Origin of the sequence: Brachyspira suanatina, assembly GCF_001049755.1 — a bacterium.
GTDB classification, from domain to species: Bacteria; Spirochaetota; Brachyspiria; order Brachyspirales; family Brachyspiraceae; genus Brachyspira; species Brachyspira suanatina.
The window spans coordinates 448,285-466,002 of record NZ_CVLB01000002.1 but is presented as its reverse complement, the minus strand read 5'-3'; the positions used below and the strand labels follow the sequence as shown (position 1 = coordinate 466,002).

Below are 17,718 nucleotides of genomic sequence, written 5' to 3'. Positions count from 1 at the left end.
TGTGTAATAATCAAAAAAAATTAATTTTTTTGTTTTATTCATGCAAAATTTTTTTTATTAATATAAAATATAATATATAATAATCGGTTATATTATTTATACGAGAAATTTTAAAGGATAAGTATGATTAGTTTTTTTAAAAGTCAATCTACAGAGGCGAGACGTGATTTAATACTTCATGGCCCTATTACTAATACATTAATAATGTTATCTATTCCTACTCTTATAATGAGTATAGTTCAGTCTATGATACCATTAATGGACGGCCTTTTTCTTAATAATGTTGCAGGTACTGTTATAGCAAGCAGTGTGCATTTTGCAGAACCTATAATAAATATGATGACAGCATTATCTCAAGGTTTAGGTGTTGCTGCTATGGCTATAGTAGGGCAGTATAATGGATTAGGGGACTTTAAAAATGCAAAAAGAATATCCACACAAATAGTTGTTATAGGTGTAATGTTTGGAATTGCTATGGGGCCTACACTATATGTTGTGAGCATATTAGTATCAATGAATCTTCTTCCTAATATTAAAGAGAATGTATTTACATATTTATCCTTATACAGCTTTGTTATGCCTATGACATTTTTAGCTGCTTTATATAATGGTATAAAAAATGCTAATGGTAAACCGGAAGCTACTCTCATAAGAAGTATAATATTACTGCTTTTAAAAATATTATTTAATTTTATATATGTTTATTTACTTCATTTAGGTGTAGTAGGAAGTGTATTGGCTTCATTTTCCACTTATTCTATAGTAACAGTTTGGATGTATTATGATTTATTTATAAAGAAAGGAGATGATCAATTATCTTTAAAAGAGTTTAAATTTGATTCTACAGTATTGAAGGAACTTATGATTATAGGTGTTCCTTCTATGCTTAATACATTTTTAACCAATTTGGGATTCTTCCTTATCAATACAGAAGTTGAAAAATATGGAGCTGCAGTATTAAATGGTCAAGGTATATCCAATAATATAGTTAATATATGTTTCAATTTTACTGCTGCTTTCGGATCTGCTGTTACTACAATGGTTAGTATGAATATAGGAGCTAAGTATAATGATAAAGCCAGAAAGTCTTGTTATACAGGAATTATAATGTCTGTTATTACGGCTATTGTTCTTATAGCTATTATTATACCTCTTACGCCGCATCTTACTATATTATTTACTAGGGAAGCTGAAGACTTATATGTAGCTAATAAATCACTTCCTATATTTGCTTTTGGTGTATTAGGTTTTGGTGTTGCTATGGTTTCTCAGGGGGCTTTAATTGGTCTTGGAAGAACTAGGATACCTCTTATAATAAGTTTGCTTAGGATCTGGTTTTTGAGATTTATATTTATTCTTTTAACAAGTAAGTATTTATCATATTGGTCAGTATTTTGGGGTAATTTATTTTCAAATACTATGGCAGGACTAATAGCATTAGTTATAATATTAAGAGTGCCTTGGGTATCTGTTATTAATTTGAGAACTCAAAATAGTCTTGTTTTAAGGACTAGGCTGTTTGTAGATTCTTTGGGGGCTAGATTATTCCCTAAAAATATTGGTAAGAGAAAAGATTATGTTCAGAAGATGAGAGATAAATTAAGTAAAATAAAAGATCCTGTTAAGCTTGTTTTATTTAGAGAAAAGGAACTTGAAAAGATAGAAAAAATGCAGAAGAAGGAAGAGATAGAAAGACAAAAAGAAGAGAGGAGAAAATTGGAAAGAGCAGAATGGAGAATGCAGCTTGAAGAGATGAAAGAATTGAGAGAGAAGAAAAATCAAGAACGTAAAGAGTATAATGAAAATAGGAAAAAAGAAAAAGAAGCTAAAAAATTACAGATGAAGCAGGAAGTTCAATCTAGAAGAGAGGCAAGACATAGATTAAGAGAAGAGAAAAAAATAGAAAACCAAAAACGCAGAGAAGAAAGAATGAATTTAAGAAATAAAAATAATAATACAGAAAATAAATGAGAGAATAAATATTTATGAATAATACAACTTTAGTAATATTAATAGCAGGAAGTTCAAGAAGATTTGCAGGCAAAGTCAAAAAACAATTTATAAAGGTTGATAATAAGCATATATTTATTCATACTCTTATAAATATGCTTAAATTTAATTTTAATAATGTTGTTTTGGTGAGTGCCGAAGAAGAGATAAAGAATATAAAAAAATATATAGAAAAAGAAGAGCTTATTAAAGAAAAAATAAAGAAGAATATTCATTATATAAAAGGCGGAAGTGAGAGGGTATATTCTGTATATAATGCTATGACTTTTTTAAATGAGCATAGAGAAGATATTAAGACAGATTATGTATTTATTCATGATGGTGTTAGACCTTTAGTTAAGAAGAAAGAAATTACATTGTTATATGAAACAGTTTTGAAATATGATGCTGCTATATTGGCTTCTAAAGTTGTAGATACTATAAAAAAAGTTAATGATGATAAAACTATAACAGATACTATTGATAGAACATATCTTTATAGAGCTGCTACCCCTCAAGCTTTTAAATTTGATAATTATATTAAAGCTATAGAAATGTATATAAATGATAAAGATGCTGATTTGGTTACAGATGATGCTGAGATATACAGTAAATATTTAGGAGATGTAAAGATAGCTGAATGCTCTTCTGATAATATAAAGATTACAAATAGAGAAGATTTAGATATTTTTATAAAATTAAGATAAAATTATATTAATTATTTGCTTTTTTTTTTATTAAATGATAAAATTTTAATAATAAGTTATTAGGGGCAATCATTTTGAAGTGCAATATCTGTGGTAAAGAAAAAGCTGTATTATATATTCAAGAAATAATAGGTAATGAGCGCAGGCAAATTCATATATGTAAAGAATGCGAAATAAACGGCAATATTATAGAAAAATGCTTAGAATTAGAGTTTAATAATATTGATACTATATTTCCAAATTATAAGTCATTGCCTTCCAAAAAGAAGAAGAAAAAAACTCCGCATTCAAATAAAATATGCAAAGTTTGTGGATATTCTTTAGATGATTTCCTAAAAACAGGAGTAGTATCCTGTCCTAAATGCTATGAATATTTTAAATCTGAAATCAGTAAACATATAAAGAAAATACATAGAGAAAATAAACATATAGGAAAAATATCAAGCAGAAATTTAACCAATAAAGATATAGAATCTAAAATTAATAAATATAGAGAGGAAATAGAACTTTTTATAAAAATAGAAAAATATGAAGAAGCTGCTTTGATAAGAGATAAATTAGAACATTTGAAAAAAGATTTAATATCTAAAAAAACTAAGAGCGAAAAAAAAGATGTCCGTTAATAATACCTCAAATTGGATATACAAAAAAGGTGAAGATGATAATATAGTACTATATTCTAGAATTTCGATTTATAGGAATTTAGATGATATTAGATTCTTCCATAATATGGATAAAGAAGATTTTCAAAATACAGAAAATATTTTAAAGTCTAGTATAGAAGAATTAAATCTTAATCTATCATATAAAAAACTTATTGATATTCCTTCTATAAATATTAGAATGCTTATAGAAAATCTTACTATACCAAGCAATAAGAATATAGTGCATGCATCATTATTCACAGATGAAGATGAGGATATATCTTTATTAATCAATTCAAATGAGCATTTAGAAATTCAAACTATAGCAAGAGGTTTAGAATTAGAAAGTTGCTTTAATAAGGCTTATGAAATAGAGAGTGCTTTAGATCAGAAAGTAGATTTTGCTTATGATAAAAAGTTCGGATTTCTTACTAGTTCGCCTAATATAATAGGTACGGCTATGAGGGCTGAAGTTTGTATAGCTGTTCCTTGCCTTACTTGGAAAACTCCTGATAATATAGACTATATAATCAGTGAATGTAATAAAAAAGGTCTTGAAGTTAATTTAAAAAATGGATTGTTAAATATAAGCAATAATATTATGATAGGTGTTACTGAAAAATTTATACTTGACACCATTATAGAAAAGGTTAGAGAGATATCTGAAAAAGAAAAGAAAATAAGAAATAGAATAAAAAAACTTGATAGGGTTAAGGCTGAAGATAGAATATATAGAAGTAATGCTATATTATTGTCAGCAAGATCTTTAAAATATAGAGAGCTTATCAATTATAGTTTATGGCTTAGATTAGGTATTTATTATGATATTATTGATAATATAAATTTGGATACCATATATTATATGATATTTGTTGGAAAGAATGCTCATTTAAAGCATTTATATGAAAAAAGCAGCTATTATAGAAATATTGATGAAATAAGAGCTAATGTTATAAGGGACATATTAAAAAAATAGCTATTTTATAAAAATTATTTCTATATCATATTTAAATTGAAAATTCATATTATAAACATTAAAAGTCAAAATTACATCAGCATTACATTTAAAACTTTCTGTTTTTATAGCATCAAAAGCAGTTTGAAATAAATCTATATATTGTGCTTTAGATTTCATATTAATTTCTTTAGAATCATTAGCCGGAATTTTTATAATATTTGATTCTTCAGATGATTTTGAATTAGCAAATATATCACCTGAAGAATTAATAAGGTTTATTTCAAGTTTTTCTATCGGAAGCTCAAAGGGTAAATTATTTTTTATTTCCATTAATGTATTTAATGTAATATCAGATAAAGTCATATTATCTATAGAGGCAGATTTTACAATTATATCGGGTTTATATTTTTCTACATATTCTCTTGTAATTTTATTAGCCTCTGATTTTACTCTAGAGCATGATACAGCTATTATTAATAATAAAATTGATATTTTTATTAATTTCATTATTCTGTAAATGTCAATTCTTTAGTATAAGGGAATTCGAATTTCATTCCATATACAGTGAATGTTAAAGTTATTTTAGCATCACATTTAAAAGATTTTGATTTTATAGCATCAAAAGCTGTTGTAAATACATCTAAATATTTAGCTTTAAAATCTAAATTAATATCTCTTGCCTGATTTGCAGGTATCTTTAATGTTTCTACAGAAGTAGCTGTTGCAAAAGTTTTTCCTGAAGTATTAATAAGGTCTATTTTTACTTTATCAATAGGAACTTCAAAGTCTAAATTGTTCTTTATTTCAAACAAAGTAGTTAAAGTGATATCCTGTAATGTTACACTTGATATTTTAGCACTTTTTGCTTTTATATCAGGTTTATGTTCTTCTATGTAGCTTCTTGTAATTTCTCTTGCTGATGACTGCAATGTTTCGCATGAAGATAGTATAAATAGCATTGATAATATTGAGATTATAACGGTTATTTTCTTAATCATAAATCATACCTTTTTATTTAGTCATATTTATATAACAAATATAACTGAAAATAGTAATATATAATAATGTATTATTGATTATCACTAAAAATAAATTAAATAGTTAGTTCTATGAATTATATAGATGTTTTATAATATCAAGTATATCAATATTATGCTCATAGTTTTTTAAATTTATTGGTATTATAGAAAACATATTTAATTTAGCAGTTATTATATGAATTTTAAATATTGATTTTTTAAAATTAAAGAAGTTATTTATTAAGTTTGAAAATTCTTTATTGTATAAAATTACATTAAAAGTAATATCTTTATTTTCTCTTGATTTTATTGATATATTATTGCATTCACTATAGGCAAATTTTTCATTTAAGCAATTAATAAGATTGAGTTTTAGATTTTCTAATTTTATTTTTATAGGATAATTATTCTTTATATTTAATGTTATTTGAAAGTATGTGCTGTCCCATTCAAATTTCTGAAGAACAAGATTTTTTATCTTAACATCTACAAGTAATTTCATTATAAATAGATTGTATCATAAAAAAGTTACAATCTGAATCAGACTGTAACTTTTTATTTTATAATTAAATATTAATTAGCTAATTTTAAATTGCATTCATGCTCTTCTTTTTTGTACATAGCCTGTCTTTTCATAAGAAGATCGAAATCGATTAAGTGTCCGTCAAATTCAGGGCCTTCAACGCATGCAAATTTAGTTTGATCTCCTACTTTTACTCTGCAGCATCCGCACATACCAGTACCATCTATCATAATAGGGTTTAAGCTAACAACTGTAGGAAGATTATATTTTTTTGTGAGCATAGCAACAAATTTCATCATTATAGCAGGACCTATAGCTATAACTTCAGAAATTTTTTCGCCTCTTTCATATATTCTAGTGATCATATCAGTTACAAGACCTTTTTCTCCGTAACTTCCATTATCAGTACAGATAAGAACTTCATCAGATATTTTTTTCATCATATCTTCCATAATGATAAGTGATTTATCTCTAGCACCCAATATAGAAATAACTTTATTACCAACTTTATGATGAGCTTCTACTATAGGATGTAAAGGAGCAATACCTACACCGCCGCCAACACCTAAAACTATACCATCTTTCTTTTCTATATGAGTAGGCTGACCTAATGGTCCTATGATATCCAATATTTCATCACCAACTTTAAGTCCCATAAGTTTAGTAGTTGAATATCCTATACTTTGAGTAACTATAGTAATAGTACCAGCTTCTGCGTCAGCATCAGCTATAGTTAGGGGTACTCTTTCACCTTTCTCATCTAGTCTGAATATGATAAAATTACCAGCTTTACGATGTTTAGCAATATCCGGAGCTAGTACTTTCATCATAAAAACTTTTTCTGACCATTGCTCTCTGGCAACTATTTTATAGCCCATAAAATTCTCCTTAAAATATTAAAAAATATTATTCTGCTGAAGCTGAATTATTTTCTTCTGCTGCTGTATTTTCCTCAGCAGTATTTTTTATTAAATCAGAATGTTTAGGTATTTTTACGCCCAATCTTTCTACTAAGCGAGCTTTTTTACCAACTTTATTTCTAAGATAGTAAAGTTTAGCTCTTCTTACTTTAGCTTTTCTTATGATATCAACATGATCTATTCTAGGAGAATTTAATAAGAATATTCTTTCAACGCCTACGCCGTAAGATATTTTTCTAACAATAAAACTTTTATTAATTCCTTTTCCGCGAATAGAAATAACAGTACCTTCATAAGCCTGTAATCTTTCTCTATCGCCCTCGATGATTTTTACCCATACTTTTACTGTATCACCTATTTCAAAAGGTAGTATGGCTTCTTTTTTATATTTTGCTTCTACTAATCTTATCTGTTGATCCATTTGTAATATCTCCTAATTAATTTTATTTATATTAATGTTATTTAATTTCCGTAAGAATCTAAAATAAACAAATATAACATTATAGAATATAGTTGCAATATTCTATCATAATATGTTAATTTTATCAAGTAAAATTCAAAATAAATTTTAATAATATTAATTTTGTAAATTCTCTAAAAATATTATTTTAGAATCAGAAACCTCCCAATTAGTACTAACATTTTTCTTGTATATCATTTCAAACATCATTTTACCGGCATTATATCCTTCCATAAATACGCCTTCCATAACAGTAAATGATATTATGCCTGATTTTATTAAGTTTTTGATGCTTTCTGCCATACCATGAGTAACTATTTTCTTATCTTTCAATATGCTTTTATCTATCATATCATAAATTTCCTGAGCATATCTATTAATATAAATTCCTTTAATATTCTCTTTAGAGCATATTTTTTTGATAGTATGTATGCTGTCTTCTATATTTCCGCAGTAAATAGGACCTATAGTATCTATTTTGGTATCTTTTATTCTTTGTAAGAAACCTTCTAAATACATTCCTGAAGAAATATTATCATCTCCATTATCTATAATAAGAAGTTTTTCATTATCTCTTAAAAGATTAGAAACTATTCCGGCAACTATAGAGCCTTGTTTTATATGATTAGGTCCTACATGCGGTATATTTTCAGATAATCTTGTTCCTATGGATATTATATTAATTTTACCGAAATATGGTTTTAGTATATTATATATTACTTCTCTATTTAAAGGTGTAATTATTAAACCGTCAATATTACCTTCTTCTAAGATGTTTTTTAAAATCTCTACCTGTTTTTCTGGAGAATGTATTTCTGTTGGTGTTATTTTTAGATTATAATTATATATAGAATATTCTTTTTGAATAGTATTAAGTCCACGTACTATTTCTTTTGTATAAAATTCATTAAAAGAATTAGCTATAAGGCAATGAACTGTTTTTTCTTTTTGATTTGCTAAAGAACTTCCTATATAATTTTTTTCATAATTCAATTCTGAAGCCAATTCCAATATTTTTGATTTAGTTTCTTCTTTAATAAACTCACTTCCGTTTATAGCTCTGGCTACAGTTGTTCTGCTTATTCCAAGTCTTTTAGCGATTTCTTTCTGCGTTACTCTTTTTAGGTTTTTCAATTCTATTACATTATCGTTCATGATGCTTCATACTATCCGAATATTTAATTATTTATATTATAGTAAAAGTTTTAATTTTTGCAAATATAATTAATAATATATTTTTATTTATTGAAACATATGTGAAGTTTGTGCTATAATATTAGTTCCTGTTTCAAATTTTAAGAAAGGAAATTTACCCATTATACCTGCTACTATACTTGAAGGCGGAGTTGTAGTAAGTCTGTTATATTCCAAGACATGATCATTATAAGCGGATATATATTTTTTTTCATCTTCTATTATAGGACGCATTTCATTTATAGCTTCTATGTAATTAAGATTTGTTCTTAATACCGGATAATTTCTAGCCGTATAATTAATTTTATTTATATTTTCAGTTATTCTTGCCTGAATATATTGATATTCCTGAAATGTTAATGGCTTTTCTATTAAAGTAGAGTCTGCTTCTATTGATTTTATTCTTTCTATATAATTGCTTAAAGAATGCAAAACGTATATATCTATTTTTGGTATTACAGATACTGCATTATAATAATTTTCTGAGGCTATATTTTTTTTATAATAAGTATCTAATATAGAGTCCAATGATTCTCTAGATAATTTTTCTTCTGTTAATATAGATTCTTTTATTGAAGTAGTGGATACTATCATAAATATGCTGATAGCTATTATATTCACTATGATAAATATTATTGCTACCGCAGAACCTCTCATATATTTTACATCTCCATTTTTATTATTTAATTATTTATTATTTAGGTAGAAATTATATATTATATATCTTATTAATTCAAATTCATTTATGTGATAAATCAGCATTTTAAAAGCATATATTTTACCTTGACTTTTTTACATTATTATATAGAATTATTGCAAAAATCTAGAAAGTAAAGGGTTTTATTATGTTTAAGAATAATATTATAAAAATAGTTATAGCTTTGTCAATGGTTTTAGTTCTATTCATAAGCTGTCAAAAGAAAGAAGAAAAAAACAAATTATATGTAGGTACTAATGCAGAATTTGAGCCTTTTGAATACAGAGAAGGTGATAAAATAGTTGGTTTTGATATGGATTTAATAGCAGAAGCAGCTAAGTTAATAGGTAAAGAAATAGAAATAGTGGATATGCAGTTTGACGGACTACTTCCTGCTTTAGAGGCTAAAAAAATAGACGTTATTGCAGCTGGTATGACAGCAACTGAAGAAAGAAAAAAGTTTGTTAATTTCACAGAGCCTTATTATAATTCAAAACAGTCTATAGTAGTTCAGGCAGCAAATACAGATATAACTTCTTTTGATAATTTTACAGGTAAGAAAATAGGTGTTGTTTTAGGATATACAGGTGACATTTTGGTAAGCGAGATGCCTAATGTAGAAGTTCAGAAATTCAATACTACTGCAGAAACAATATTAGCTTTGAAATCTCAGAAAGTTGATGCTGTTGTATTAGATTATGAGCCTGCTAAGAACTATGTAGCTCAGAATACTGAATTAAAATTGGTAGAAACTGATGCTGCTGTTGAAGAGTATTCTATTGCTATGAGAAAAGAAGATACAGAACTTCTTGCTCAAATGAATGATGCTTTAAAAACACTTAAAGAAAACGGCACTTATGATGCTTTAATAAGTAAGTATTTTGGGAAATAATATATATTTTATATCTTCTTCTTATTTTCTCGATTTTGTATGGGATTATAAGAAGAGGATATATTTTTTATAAGGGTTTATATATATGCTTGAATATTTAGAACTTCTAAAGTTAATATTCATATCAAATGAGAGATACATCTATATTATAAAAGGATTATTATTTTCTGTAGGAACAACAGCATGCTCTACTATAATAGGTGTTATACTAGGTATATTAGTGGCATTGCTTCAGCTTTCTGAATTTTATCCGTTCAAAAACTCTAAAAAGTTCAAAGATTTCAATCCTTTATCAAAATTGGCATTCTGGTATGTAAATATTTTAAGAGGAACTCCTGTTGTAGTACAGCTCATGATATGGGCTAATGTTATTTTTGTTGATAGTTTAAGAGATACTCCAATACTTATTATAGCGGCAATTGCTTTTGGAATAAACTCCGGAGCTTATGTTGCTGAAATTATAAGAGCAGGCATACAAAGTTTGGATAAAGGACAAATGGAAGCTGCAAGGGCTTTAGGTATGAATTATTCTATGTCTATGAAAGAAATTATAATACCTCAGGCTATCAAAAAAATACTTCCTCCTCTTGTAAGCGAGTTTATAGCATTGCTTAAAGAAACTTCTGTTGTTGGATTTATAGGCGGAGTTGATTTGCTTAGATCTGCTAACATCATTACAAGTCAAACATATAGAGGAGTTGAGCCTTTAATTGCTGTGGGAATAATATATTTTATACTTACTTCTGTATTTGCGATGATTATGAAGAGAGTAGAGGAGGGTTTGAGAGAAAGTGATTAAGGTAAGAAATTTATATAAACAATTTGGAAAATTAGAAGTTCTTAAAGGTATAGATGTTGATATTGCAAAAGGAGAAATTATCGCTGTAATAGGACCTTCAGGAAGCGGTAAATCTACTTTTTTAAGATGCTTAAACAGACTTGAAGAACCTTCTCAAGGTGATATTATCATAAATGGCAAAAATATCATGGATAAAGACACTGATATTAATGTTATAAGACAGGAACTTGGAATGGTATTTCAGCATTTCAATTTATTTCCTCATAAAACTGTTATGGAAAATATCACTTTAGCCCCTATGAAAGTAAAAAAAATTTCAAAAGAAAATGCTGAGAAAAAAGCTATAGAACTTCTTAATAAAGTAGGTTTGGTTGATAAAAAAGATGTTTATCCTAGCAAGCTTTCAGGAGGACAGAAACAGAGAATAGCTATAGCAAGAGCTTTGGCTATGGAGCCTGATATTATGCTTTTTGATGAGCCTACTTCTGCTTTGGATCCTGAAATGATTAAAGAGGTTTTAGATGTTATGATAGAGCTTGCCAGAGAAGGCATGACTATGATAATTGTTACTCATGAAATGGGTTTTGCTAAGAATGTTGCTACTAGAATACTTTTTATGAATGACGGAAAGATACTTGAGGATGAAAAACCTAATGAGTTCTTCTCTAATCCTAAACATGATAGAGTAAAAGAATTCTTGTATAAAGTATTGAATCATTAATTTTTATAATAGTTGAGTTGATATATAAAGAAATATGAAGTCTACATCGAAATACAAAATCATAGAAAATTATATACTAGATAAAATTAATAGTTCATATTATAAAAATGGGGATTGCATACCAACAGAATATGAATTAGCTAAACAATTTAATGTAAGCAGATTAACAGTAAGGCATGCTACAGATAATTTAGTTGCTAAAGGTTTTTTGGTAAGAACTAGAGGAAGCGGTACATATATAGCTAAATCTAATATAATTTCAAGAAGCATACCTATAAAAAGTTTTACTAATGAGATGTCAACATTAGGCAAAAAAGTAGAAACTAAAGTAATAATATTTAATATAATTCAAAAATCTGAAAGAATATCGCATATATTAAAAATACCTGAAGATGAAGAAATATATTATTTTGAAAGATTAAGACTTGCTGATGGAATACCTATGATGTATGAAAGCACATATATGTCTGTGAGTAAATTTCCTGATTTGTCTTATGAAGTGCTTCTTAATTCTAAATATGATTATGTAGAGAAGAAAAAAAATAAAAAAATAGTATGCTGCGAACATACTATTGTACCAATCATAATAGAAGATGAGAATATAAAAAAATTAATGGGGATATTAGATAATACCCCCGTTTTAAAAATACATAATATTACATATCTTGAAGAAGGAGATGTATTGGATTATACCGAGCTTATAATAAATACTCAGTATTATCAATACAACATAACAAAAACTATTTAATAATTATAAATAGTCATTTGGATCCTTAGAACTAGGATTTAAACAAGTAACTTTATTTACTTTCCATTTTTTATCAACTTGTATATTTCCATTTAAAAGAGGATCATTTGTTTCTTTCATAATCTTATCTAAACTATTTCTAAGATTTTGTAATATATCTGCATATTTATTATCATTAATAAGATTATTATTTTCTCCTATATCATATAGAAGATCATACAATGCTTCTTTAGACTTTTCAATAGTTTTTAAATCGTTATTGATATAATAATCTTTTGACTCAGAATTATCTATATTAGACAAATTGATATTTAAATAACTATCATCATAATATTTTATGTATTTATATCTTTTTGTTCTTATAGATCTAACAGGTTCATAGGATGTATGGAAATTAATTTCAGAGAATATTTCTTTTCTAATTTCAGTATCTTTAGAATTAAATATTTCAGCAAAAGATATTCCTTGTAAATAATTAGGTTTTTTCACTCCGATTAAATCGCATAAAGTAGGAAATACATCAACATGAGAGATTAAATTATCATATACTTCGCCGTTTAATTTTGAGTTTGGCACTCTCATTATAAATGAAACAGCTATTCCGCTATCTTTCAAATTACATTTTGCAAATGGAAATGCTATTCCATGATCTGTAGTGAATATGATAATGGATTTGTCATAAATACCTGCTTTTTTTATAGCTTTGATAATATTATCAAATGCTTTATCAAAATATTTTGCTGAATCTAAATATCTTGCATAATCTCTTCTAGTATATTCATTATCCACTATAGGCATTGGAGGTTTTACATAATTAGGATTTTCTCCGTTTTCATTATTTATAGGGAATTTTCTGTGAGTTGCAAAAAATCCAAAAGACATAAAAAACGGCTTATCTGAATTATAATTAGAAATCCATTGAGCAGCATTCAATGAGTTATTATAATCCCAATTATGCAATTCTTCTTCTTTTAATCCTGTATTATCAGTTGATATATCTTCATCGTATCCTATAACATTTGCACCATTTTTATGATCAAGATATGAACCTGCTTCATGCTGTATTCCGCATAAAACAGTATGATAATTATTGCCTTTTAAAAATTGTACTAAATGTTTTGAGTAATCGTATATGCTGAATCCCCTTTGAGCAAGCCCTAGCATTCCATTAGAATGAGGATACATTCCTGTTAATAAAGCTGATCTGCTTGGAGAACATGTAGGAGATGCTGCATATGCTTCTCTAAATAAAAGACTATCCTGAGCAAAATTCAAAAGCGCATCATTTTTAGTATTATATCCATATGGACTTAATATTCTTCCGCTGTCATGAGTATGTATATATATGATATTCATAAAAGTCACCTACATATGATTTTTTTATTTATTATATTGTTTTTCCTATAGATTGTAAATATTCATCTATCTCTGTTCTTATCAAATTAACTTTAGGTCCGTATATAACCTGAATATTTTTACCTCTAACTATTGCATTAGGGCTTCCTGTTTTCTTTAAATTCTCTATATTAACAGGTTCTATTTTTTTCACTGTTACTCTTAATCTAGTAGCACAGTTATCCAATTCTACAATATTTTCTATTCCTCCTAAAGCATCTAATATCATTTGAGGATTACCTTTGAAATCTACATTTAATTTCATTTCAGAGCTTAATTCTGTATCATCATCTAAACCAGGTGTTTTAGCATGTAATTTTTTAATTAAGAATTTAAATACAAAGAAATATACTACAGCTACAGGTATGCCTACAAGCAATAATGATAAATAATTAGTTTTTGAATTTCCTTGGAATACTCCGAATAATAAAAACTCTAATATACCTGCTGAGAATGTAGATCCTATAGTAATATTTAATAATGCTGCTACAAGGAATGAGAAAGCAAATAGTATAGCTTCAGCAATAAAAAGCATAGGAGATGCAAATAACAATGCAAATGATATAGGCTCTGTAACTCCTGTTATAAAACATGTTAAAGCTATTGATAATAGGAAACCAAAAGTTGCTTTTCTTTTAGGACCTTTTGGTATAGAATAATACATAGCAAGACAAACTGCAGGAAGTCCGAATATCATATGTATGTATCTTCCACTGTTATATAAAGCTATGTTGCTAAAGTATTTAACAGTATTTGGATCTGCAAGCTGTGCTAAGAATATTTGCTGCCATCCTTCTATTACTTTTCCGCCAACTTCTAAAGTACCGCCTGCTGCTGTAGTCCAGAAAGGAAGATAAAATACATGGTGCAATCCTATTATGTAGAATAGTCTTAATATAAGTCCGTATATGAATGCTCCTAATAATCCTAAATTTTGAGTTATTTTACCTATATAGGAAATTATATTTGCTATTCCAGGCCATATAAAGAACATTATTAAACCTACAAATAAGAAAACAACAGTATTTACTATAGGGACAAATCTAGATCCTCCAAAGAAAGCAAGATAATCAGGTAATTTAGTTTTATAAAATCTATTATGAACTATTCCTGTTACTACTCCTGCTAATATACCGCCAAATACATTCATATTAAGAGTTTTTATTCCAAATTGCATGCCCTGACCTAATAATCTCATATCAACGCCTTCAGGAGCCATTTTTCCTGTTATAGTAAGTAAGGCACTGATAGAAGTAAGAAGTACAAAATAACCTACAGTTCCGGATAATCCTGCAGCTCCTTTTTCATTTTTAGCTAAACCAACAGATATACCTACAGCAAATATTAATGGAAGTGCTGTGAAAACACCATTACCAACTGCATTCATTATAGATAAAATATCCTGCAATACTACATTACTAAGTATAGGGTATGTAGTTTTAACTGCCTGAGATGATAATGCTGCTGGTATTCCTAAGAACAAACCTGCTACAGGCAAAACAGCTATAGGCATCATAATTGCCTTTCCTAATCTTTGACCAAGACCGCCTATTTCATCTTTTAAAAAGGTTAATAAATTACTTGACATATAAAAACTCCAAAGTTATTATAATTTTAAGATATCCAAATAGGAGATGACCAAGCAACGGCTCCATCTCTTTGAATTACTTTTACTAAATAATAATCTCCGATATTCGTTTTATCTGTTTTGAAAGAGCAATTAACTTTATAAGCCATTTCAGGTGCTCCTTTTAATAAACGAACTTTATAAGCATTTTGATAGAAAGGATCGCCTCTGTAGAATTCTTTTAAATTGTAACGTTCCAATACAAGTTTTTTAGCTTCGTCCAAAAATACTATTAAATCAGTATTGGCAAGTATGTCAGAGATTTTTTTCTTAAACTCTTTTCCGTTTATATTTAAAATTAAATCAGAGTTGATATTATCTTCTATTTCAAATATTACTGCTTCATTTGTAATAGGAGAAGGTCCCATCCATTTTCCGGATTGAGTATTTTTATGTGATGTAAGAGTGAATTTACATTTATTGCTTTTATTATCCCATTCTAAATGCTGTCCGAATGTAGAGAAACATTTTTCAACTGATACTATTTTTCCGCTTGTTTGAAGTTCAACGTCCCATACTTTACTGCTTATATCTTCAAATATTTTTGTATCTGGTCCCCAGCCAAATTCTATTTTAAATTTGAATTTTACAGTATCACCTAATTCTTTTTCTTCCCAAGTTCCGTTATGTACATAAGTTTGATGTACATTTCCATTTTTTATTAACTCTATTCTTGATACGGCATCTGAAGCATATACTTCTACATTATGAGTATTTTCTTTATAATCATAATCTAATAATATTTTACTAGATGTAACAGCATAAACTTCTCTATTTTTTATAGCTTCCCAAATATCGTTTTTTGATTTAGATTTTGCTTTTATGCATGCAAATCCATGTTCATACATTGTAGAAACTACATGGTTATCTCCGGAAGCTATTATTCCAAATTTATAGCCTCTATTTAATCCGTCAAATACAGTTCCGCCTCCTGTTCTAGGTCCCATATGTATATGTCTTACCATAGGAAGATCTGTAAATGCACTTTCAGAAGAACCATGAGATGAGAATATCTCTACAACAGGAGATACTTCTTCATTATGAGTATCCCAATTCTTGCCTCTGAATCCTTTTAAGTATCCAACATGATGCGGTATTGCTATAGCAGTTTTAGGCAGCTGATCGCATAATTCCTTATATGTTAAAGGAAAAATAGGTTCGCCGTCATCTAGAAAAAATACATTGTGATCTCCGTCCTCACCATTACCCTGCCATTCATATGCTAAAAATACAGGGAAGTTAGGATCGTTATGTTCTTTTAAAAAATTACGTATATACTCCCAGTCTTTTTTTATTATTTCATCTGAATGTATTGTTTCTACAGGCATTCCGCCTTCTGTTTTTACCACATGGTATGGATAATATACCACAGCCCAAAAATCAAGCATTTCTTTTGCATGATTATACCATTTTTCTAATTCATGAATTTGTTCATGATGTAAATTTGAATGTAAATCTGTAAATAATTTTAAGTGTCTCATACAATAAAGTATATATAAAATTGTATATATGTCAATATATATTTTAAATTTATATATATAAATTTAAAATATATAACAAATTTGTATATATATTTGTTGTGTAAATTTTTTAAATTTGCAAAAAATATAATTTATACTAAAATTGTATAAGTTTCTTATATTTAAACATCAGATATTTTAAGGAAATGAATAAAAAATGGTTTATGAAATATTTTCTAACAAACTTTCAATAGGCATTATATCCTATGTTGTATTTATAATATCAGCAAGTACACATGAATATTCTCATGCTAGAACAGCATTTATGTTTGGAGATAGAACAGCTATGAGTCTTGGAAGGCTTACTTTAAATCCTTTAGCACATATTGATATATTAGGAAGTGTAGTTCTTCCAATAATTGCAGCAGTTACAGGTATTCCGGTTATAGGCTGGATGAAAGCTGTACCTGTTAATCCTCATAATTTTAATAATTTTGAAAGAGATCAGGCATTGGTATCATTTGCAGGTCCTTTTGCCAATCTTGTGATAGCAACTGTATCATTTATTATATTGAAAATACTTACATTTAATGTAGATGGTACTTTTATCATATATAAAATAATAATGTTTTTAGAGCATAATGGTAATGCTTTATCTAATATTTTAATTAATGCCTTGCCTGTAATTTTAACAATGTTAGTTATGTTTTATATGATCAATATAATGCTTATGTTTTTTAATTTTCTTCCTTTTCCTCCATTAGACGGCGGTTGGATATTAAGATTTTTCTTATCTCCTAAAGGAAAAGATACTTACGATAGAATATATCCTTATGGTTTTTTAATACTTTATGCATTGTTATTCTTTGGAATATTAAGAACTATACTAGCATTCATACAGACCATATCCCAGCATTTATTAGGAAAGAGTATTAATATTATATTTTCTATATGATTATATAATA

General features: G+C 27.4%; 19 protein-coding genes. 9 read left to right on the top strand and 10 right to left on the bottom strand.

The genetic code is table 11. The features are described 5' to 3' along the window. The first annotated feature begins 123 nt into the window (after positions 1–123). The 4 genes from BRSU_RS11655 (at position 124) to BRSU_RS11640 (ending at position 4,316) form a co-directional block, all read left to right on the top strand. Positions 124–1,971, top strand: a complete 1,848-nt coding sequence (locus BRSU_RS11655; RefSeq protein ID WP_048595612.1) for an MATE family efflux transporter — start codon at positions 124–126, stop codon at positions 1,969–1,971. A gap of 14 nt (positions 1,972–1,985) precedes the next feature. Further along, positions 1,986–2,696 (top strand): IspD/TarI family cytidylyltransferase, encoded by a 711-nt coding sequence (locus BRSU_RS11650; protein ID WP_048595610.1) that lies wholly within the window; start codon positions 1,986–1,988, stop codon positions 2,694–2,696. 74 nt (positions 2,697–2,770) lie between these two features. Then, positions 2,771–3,319, top strand: coding sequence for an excinuclease ABC subunit B (locus tag BRSU_RS11645; RefSeq protein WP_048595609.1), 549 nt, complete (start codon positions 2,771–2,773; stop codon positions 3,317–3,319). Beyond that, entirely contained in the window at positions 3,309–4,316 is a 1,008-nt protein-coding gene (locus BRSU_RS11640) for a guanido phosphotransferase (RefSeq protein ID WP_048595607.1), read from the top strand. The genes BRSU_RS11645 and BRSU_RS11640 overlap by 11 nt, the downstream gene beginning before the upstream one ends. On the opposite strand, the gene BRSU_RS11635 is transcribed toward BRSU_RS11640, so the two are convergent. The 7 genes from BRSU_RS11635 to BRSU_RS11605 all read right to left on the bottom strand — a co-directional run bounded on the left by BRSU_RS11635 (position 4,317) and on the right by BRSU_RS11605 (position 9,071). Beyond that, positions 4,317–4,805, bottom strand: coding sequence for a hypothetical protein (locus BRSU_RS11635; protein ID WP_048595605.1), 489 nt, complete (start codon positions 4,803–4,805; stop codon positions 4,317–4,319). Next, complete coding sequence (locus BRSU_RS11630; protein ID WP_048595603.1) at positions 4,805–5,296, bottom strand: LEA type 2 family protein; 492 nt, start codon at positions 5,294–5,296, stop codon at positions 4,805–4,807. Before BRSU_RS11630 ends, BRSU_RS11635 begins: the two co-directional genes overlap by 1 nt. A 109-nt stretch (positions 5,297–5,405) precedes the next feature. After that, complete coding sequence (locus tag BRSU_RS11625) at positions 5,406–5,819, bottom strand: hypothetical protein (protein WP_048595601.1); 414 nt, start codon at positions 5,817–5,819, stop codon at positions 5,406–5,408. 71 nt (positions 5,820–5,890) lie between these two features. Next, the gene (locus tag BRSU_RS11620; protein ID WP_048595599.1) at positions 5,891–6,718 is read right to left on the bottom strand and encodes a sulfide/dihydroorotate dehydrogenase-like FAD/NAD-binding protein; all 828 of its coding nucleotides are present in this window, start codon (positions 6,716–6,718) and stop codon (positions 5,891–5,893) included. A gap of 28 nt (positions 6,719–6,746) precedes the next feature. Then, positions 6,747–7,181: a 50S ribosomal protein L19 gene (rplS, locus tag BRSU_RS11615; RefSeq protein ID WP_048595597.1), complete on the bottom strand. Its 435-nt coding sequence runs from the start codon at positions 7,179–7,181 to the stop codon at positions 6,747–6,749. Positions 7,182–7,337: 156 nt separating this feature from the next. Then, positions 7,338–8,375, bottom strand: a complete 1,038-nt coding sequence (locus tag BRSU_RS11610) for a substrate-binding domain-containing protein (RefSeq protein ID WP_048595595.1) — start codon at positions 8,373–8,375, stop codon at positions 7,338–7,340. An 87-nt stretch (positions 8,376–8,462) separates the two neighbouring features. Next, positions 8,463–9,071 carry a LemA family protein gene (locus tag BRSU_RS11605; RefSeq protein ID WP_048595593.1) on the bottom strand — a complete coding sequence of 203 codons (609 nt, stop codon included), beginning with the start codon at positions 9,069–9,071 and terminating at the stop codon, positions 8,463–8,465. A 188-nt stretch (positions 9,072–9,259) separates the two neighbouring features. On the opposite strand from BRSU_RS11605, the gene BRSU_RS11600 reads away from it, so the two are divergent. The 4 genes from BRSU_RS11600 to BRSU_RS11585 all read left to right on the top strand — a co-directional run bounded on the left by BRSU_RS11600 (position 9,260) and on the right by BRSU_RS11585 (position 12,271). Beyond that, positions 9,260–10,003, top strand: coding sequence for a basic amino acid ABC transporter substrate-binding protein (locus tag BRSU_RS11600; RefSeq protein WP_048595591.1), 744 nt, complete (start codon positions 9,260–9,262; stop codon positions 10,001–10,003). Between the two features lie 85 nt (positions 10,004–10,088). Further along, entirely contained in the window at positions 10,089–10,802 is a 714-nt protein-coding gene (locus BRSU_RS11595; RefSeq protein ID WP_048595589.1) for an amino acid ABC transporter permease, read from the top strand. Beyond that, positions 10,795–11,523 carry an amino acid ABC transporter ATP-binding protein gene (locus BRSU_RS11590; protein ID WP_048595587.1) on the top strand — a complete coding sequence of 243 codons (729 nt, stop codon included), beginning with the start codon at positions 10,795–10,797 and terminating at the stop codon, positions 11,521–11,523. Before BRSU_RS11595 ends, BRSU_RS11590 begins: the two co-directional genes overlap by 8 nt. 34 nt (positions 11,524–11,557) lie before the next feature. Further along, positions 11,558–12,271, top strand: a complete 714-nt coding sequence (locus BRSU_RS11585) for a GntR family transcriptional regulator (RefSeq protein ID WP_048595585.1) — start codon at positions 11,558–11,560, stop codon at positions 12,269–12,271. Positions 12,272–12,274: 3 nt separating this feature from the next. Here BRSU_RS11585 and BRSU_RS11580 read toward each other — a convergent pair whose 3' ends face one another. From BRSU_RS11580 to BRSU_RS11570, 3 genes are read right to left on the bottom strand one after another with little or no spacing between them, the layout of a single operon-like run. Next, positions 12,275–13,627 (bottom strand): sulfatase family protein, encoded by a 1,353-nt coding sequence (locus BRSU_RS11580; protein WP_048595583.1) that lies wholly within the window; start codon positions 13,625–13,627, stop codon positions 12,275–12,277. Positions 13,628–13,658: 31 nt separating this feature from the next. Next, the gene (locus BRSU_RS11575; protein ID WP_048595581.1) at positions 13,659–15,254 is read right to left on the bottom strand and encodes a PTS transporter subunit EIIC; all 1,596 of its coding nucleotides are present in this window, start codon (positions 15,252–15,254) and stop codon (positions 13,659–13,661) included. A 26-nt stretch (positions 15,255–15,280) separates the two neighbouring features. Further along, the gene (locus BRSU_RS11570) at positions 15,281–16,774 is read right to left on the bottom strand and encodes a PHP domain-containing protein (RefSeq protein WP_048595580.1); all 1,494 of its coding nucleotides are present in this window, start codon (positions 16,772–16,774) and stop codon (positions 15,281–15,283) included. Between the two features lie 196 nt (positions 16,775–16,970). Here BRSU_RS11570 and BRSU_RS11565 point away from each other — a divergent pair, with 196 nt between their 5' ends. Beyond that, entirely contained in the window at positions 16,971–17,708 is a 738-nt protein-coding gene (locus BRSU_RS11565) for a site-2 protease family protein (RefSeq protein WP_048595578.1), read from the top strand. Positions 17,709–17,718 lie beyond the last annotated feature (10 nt).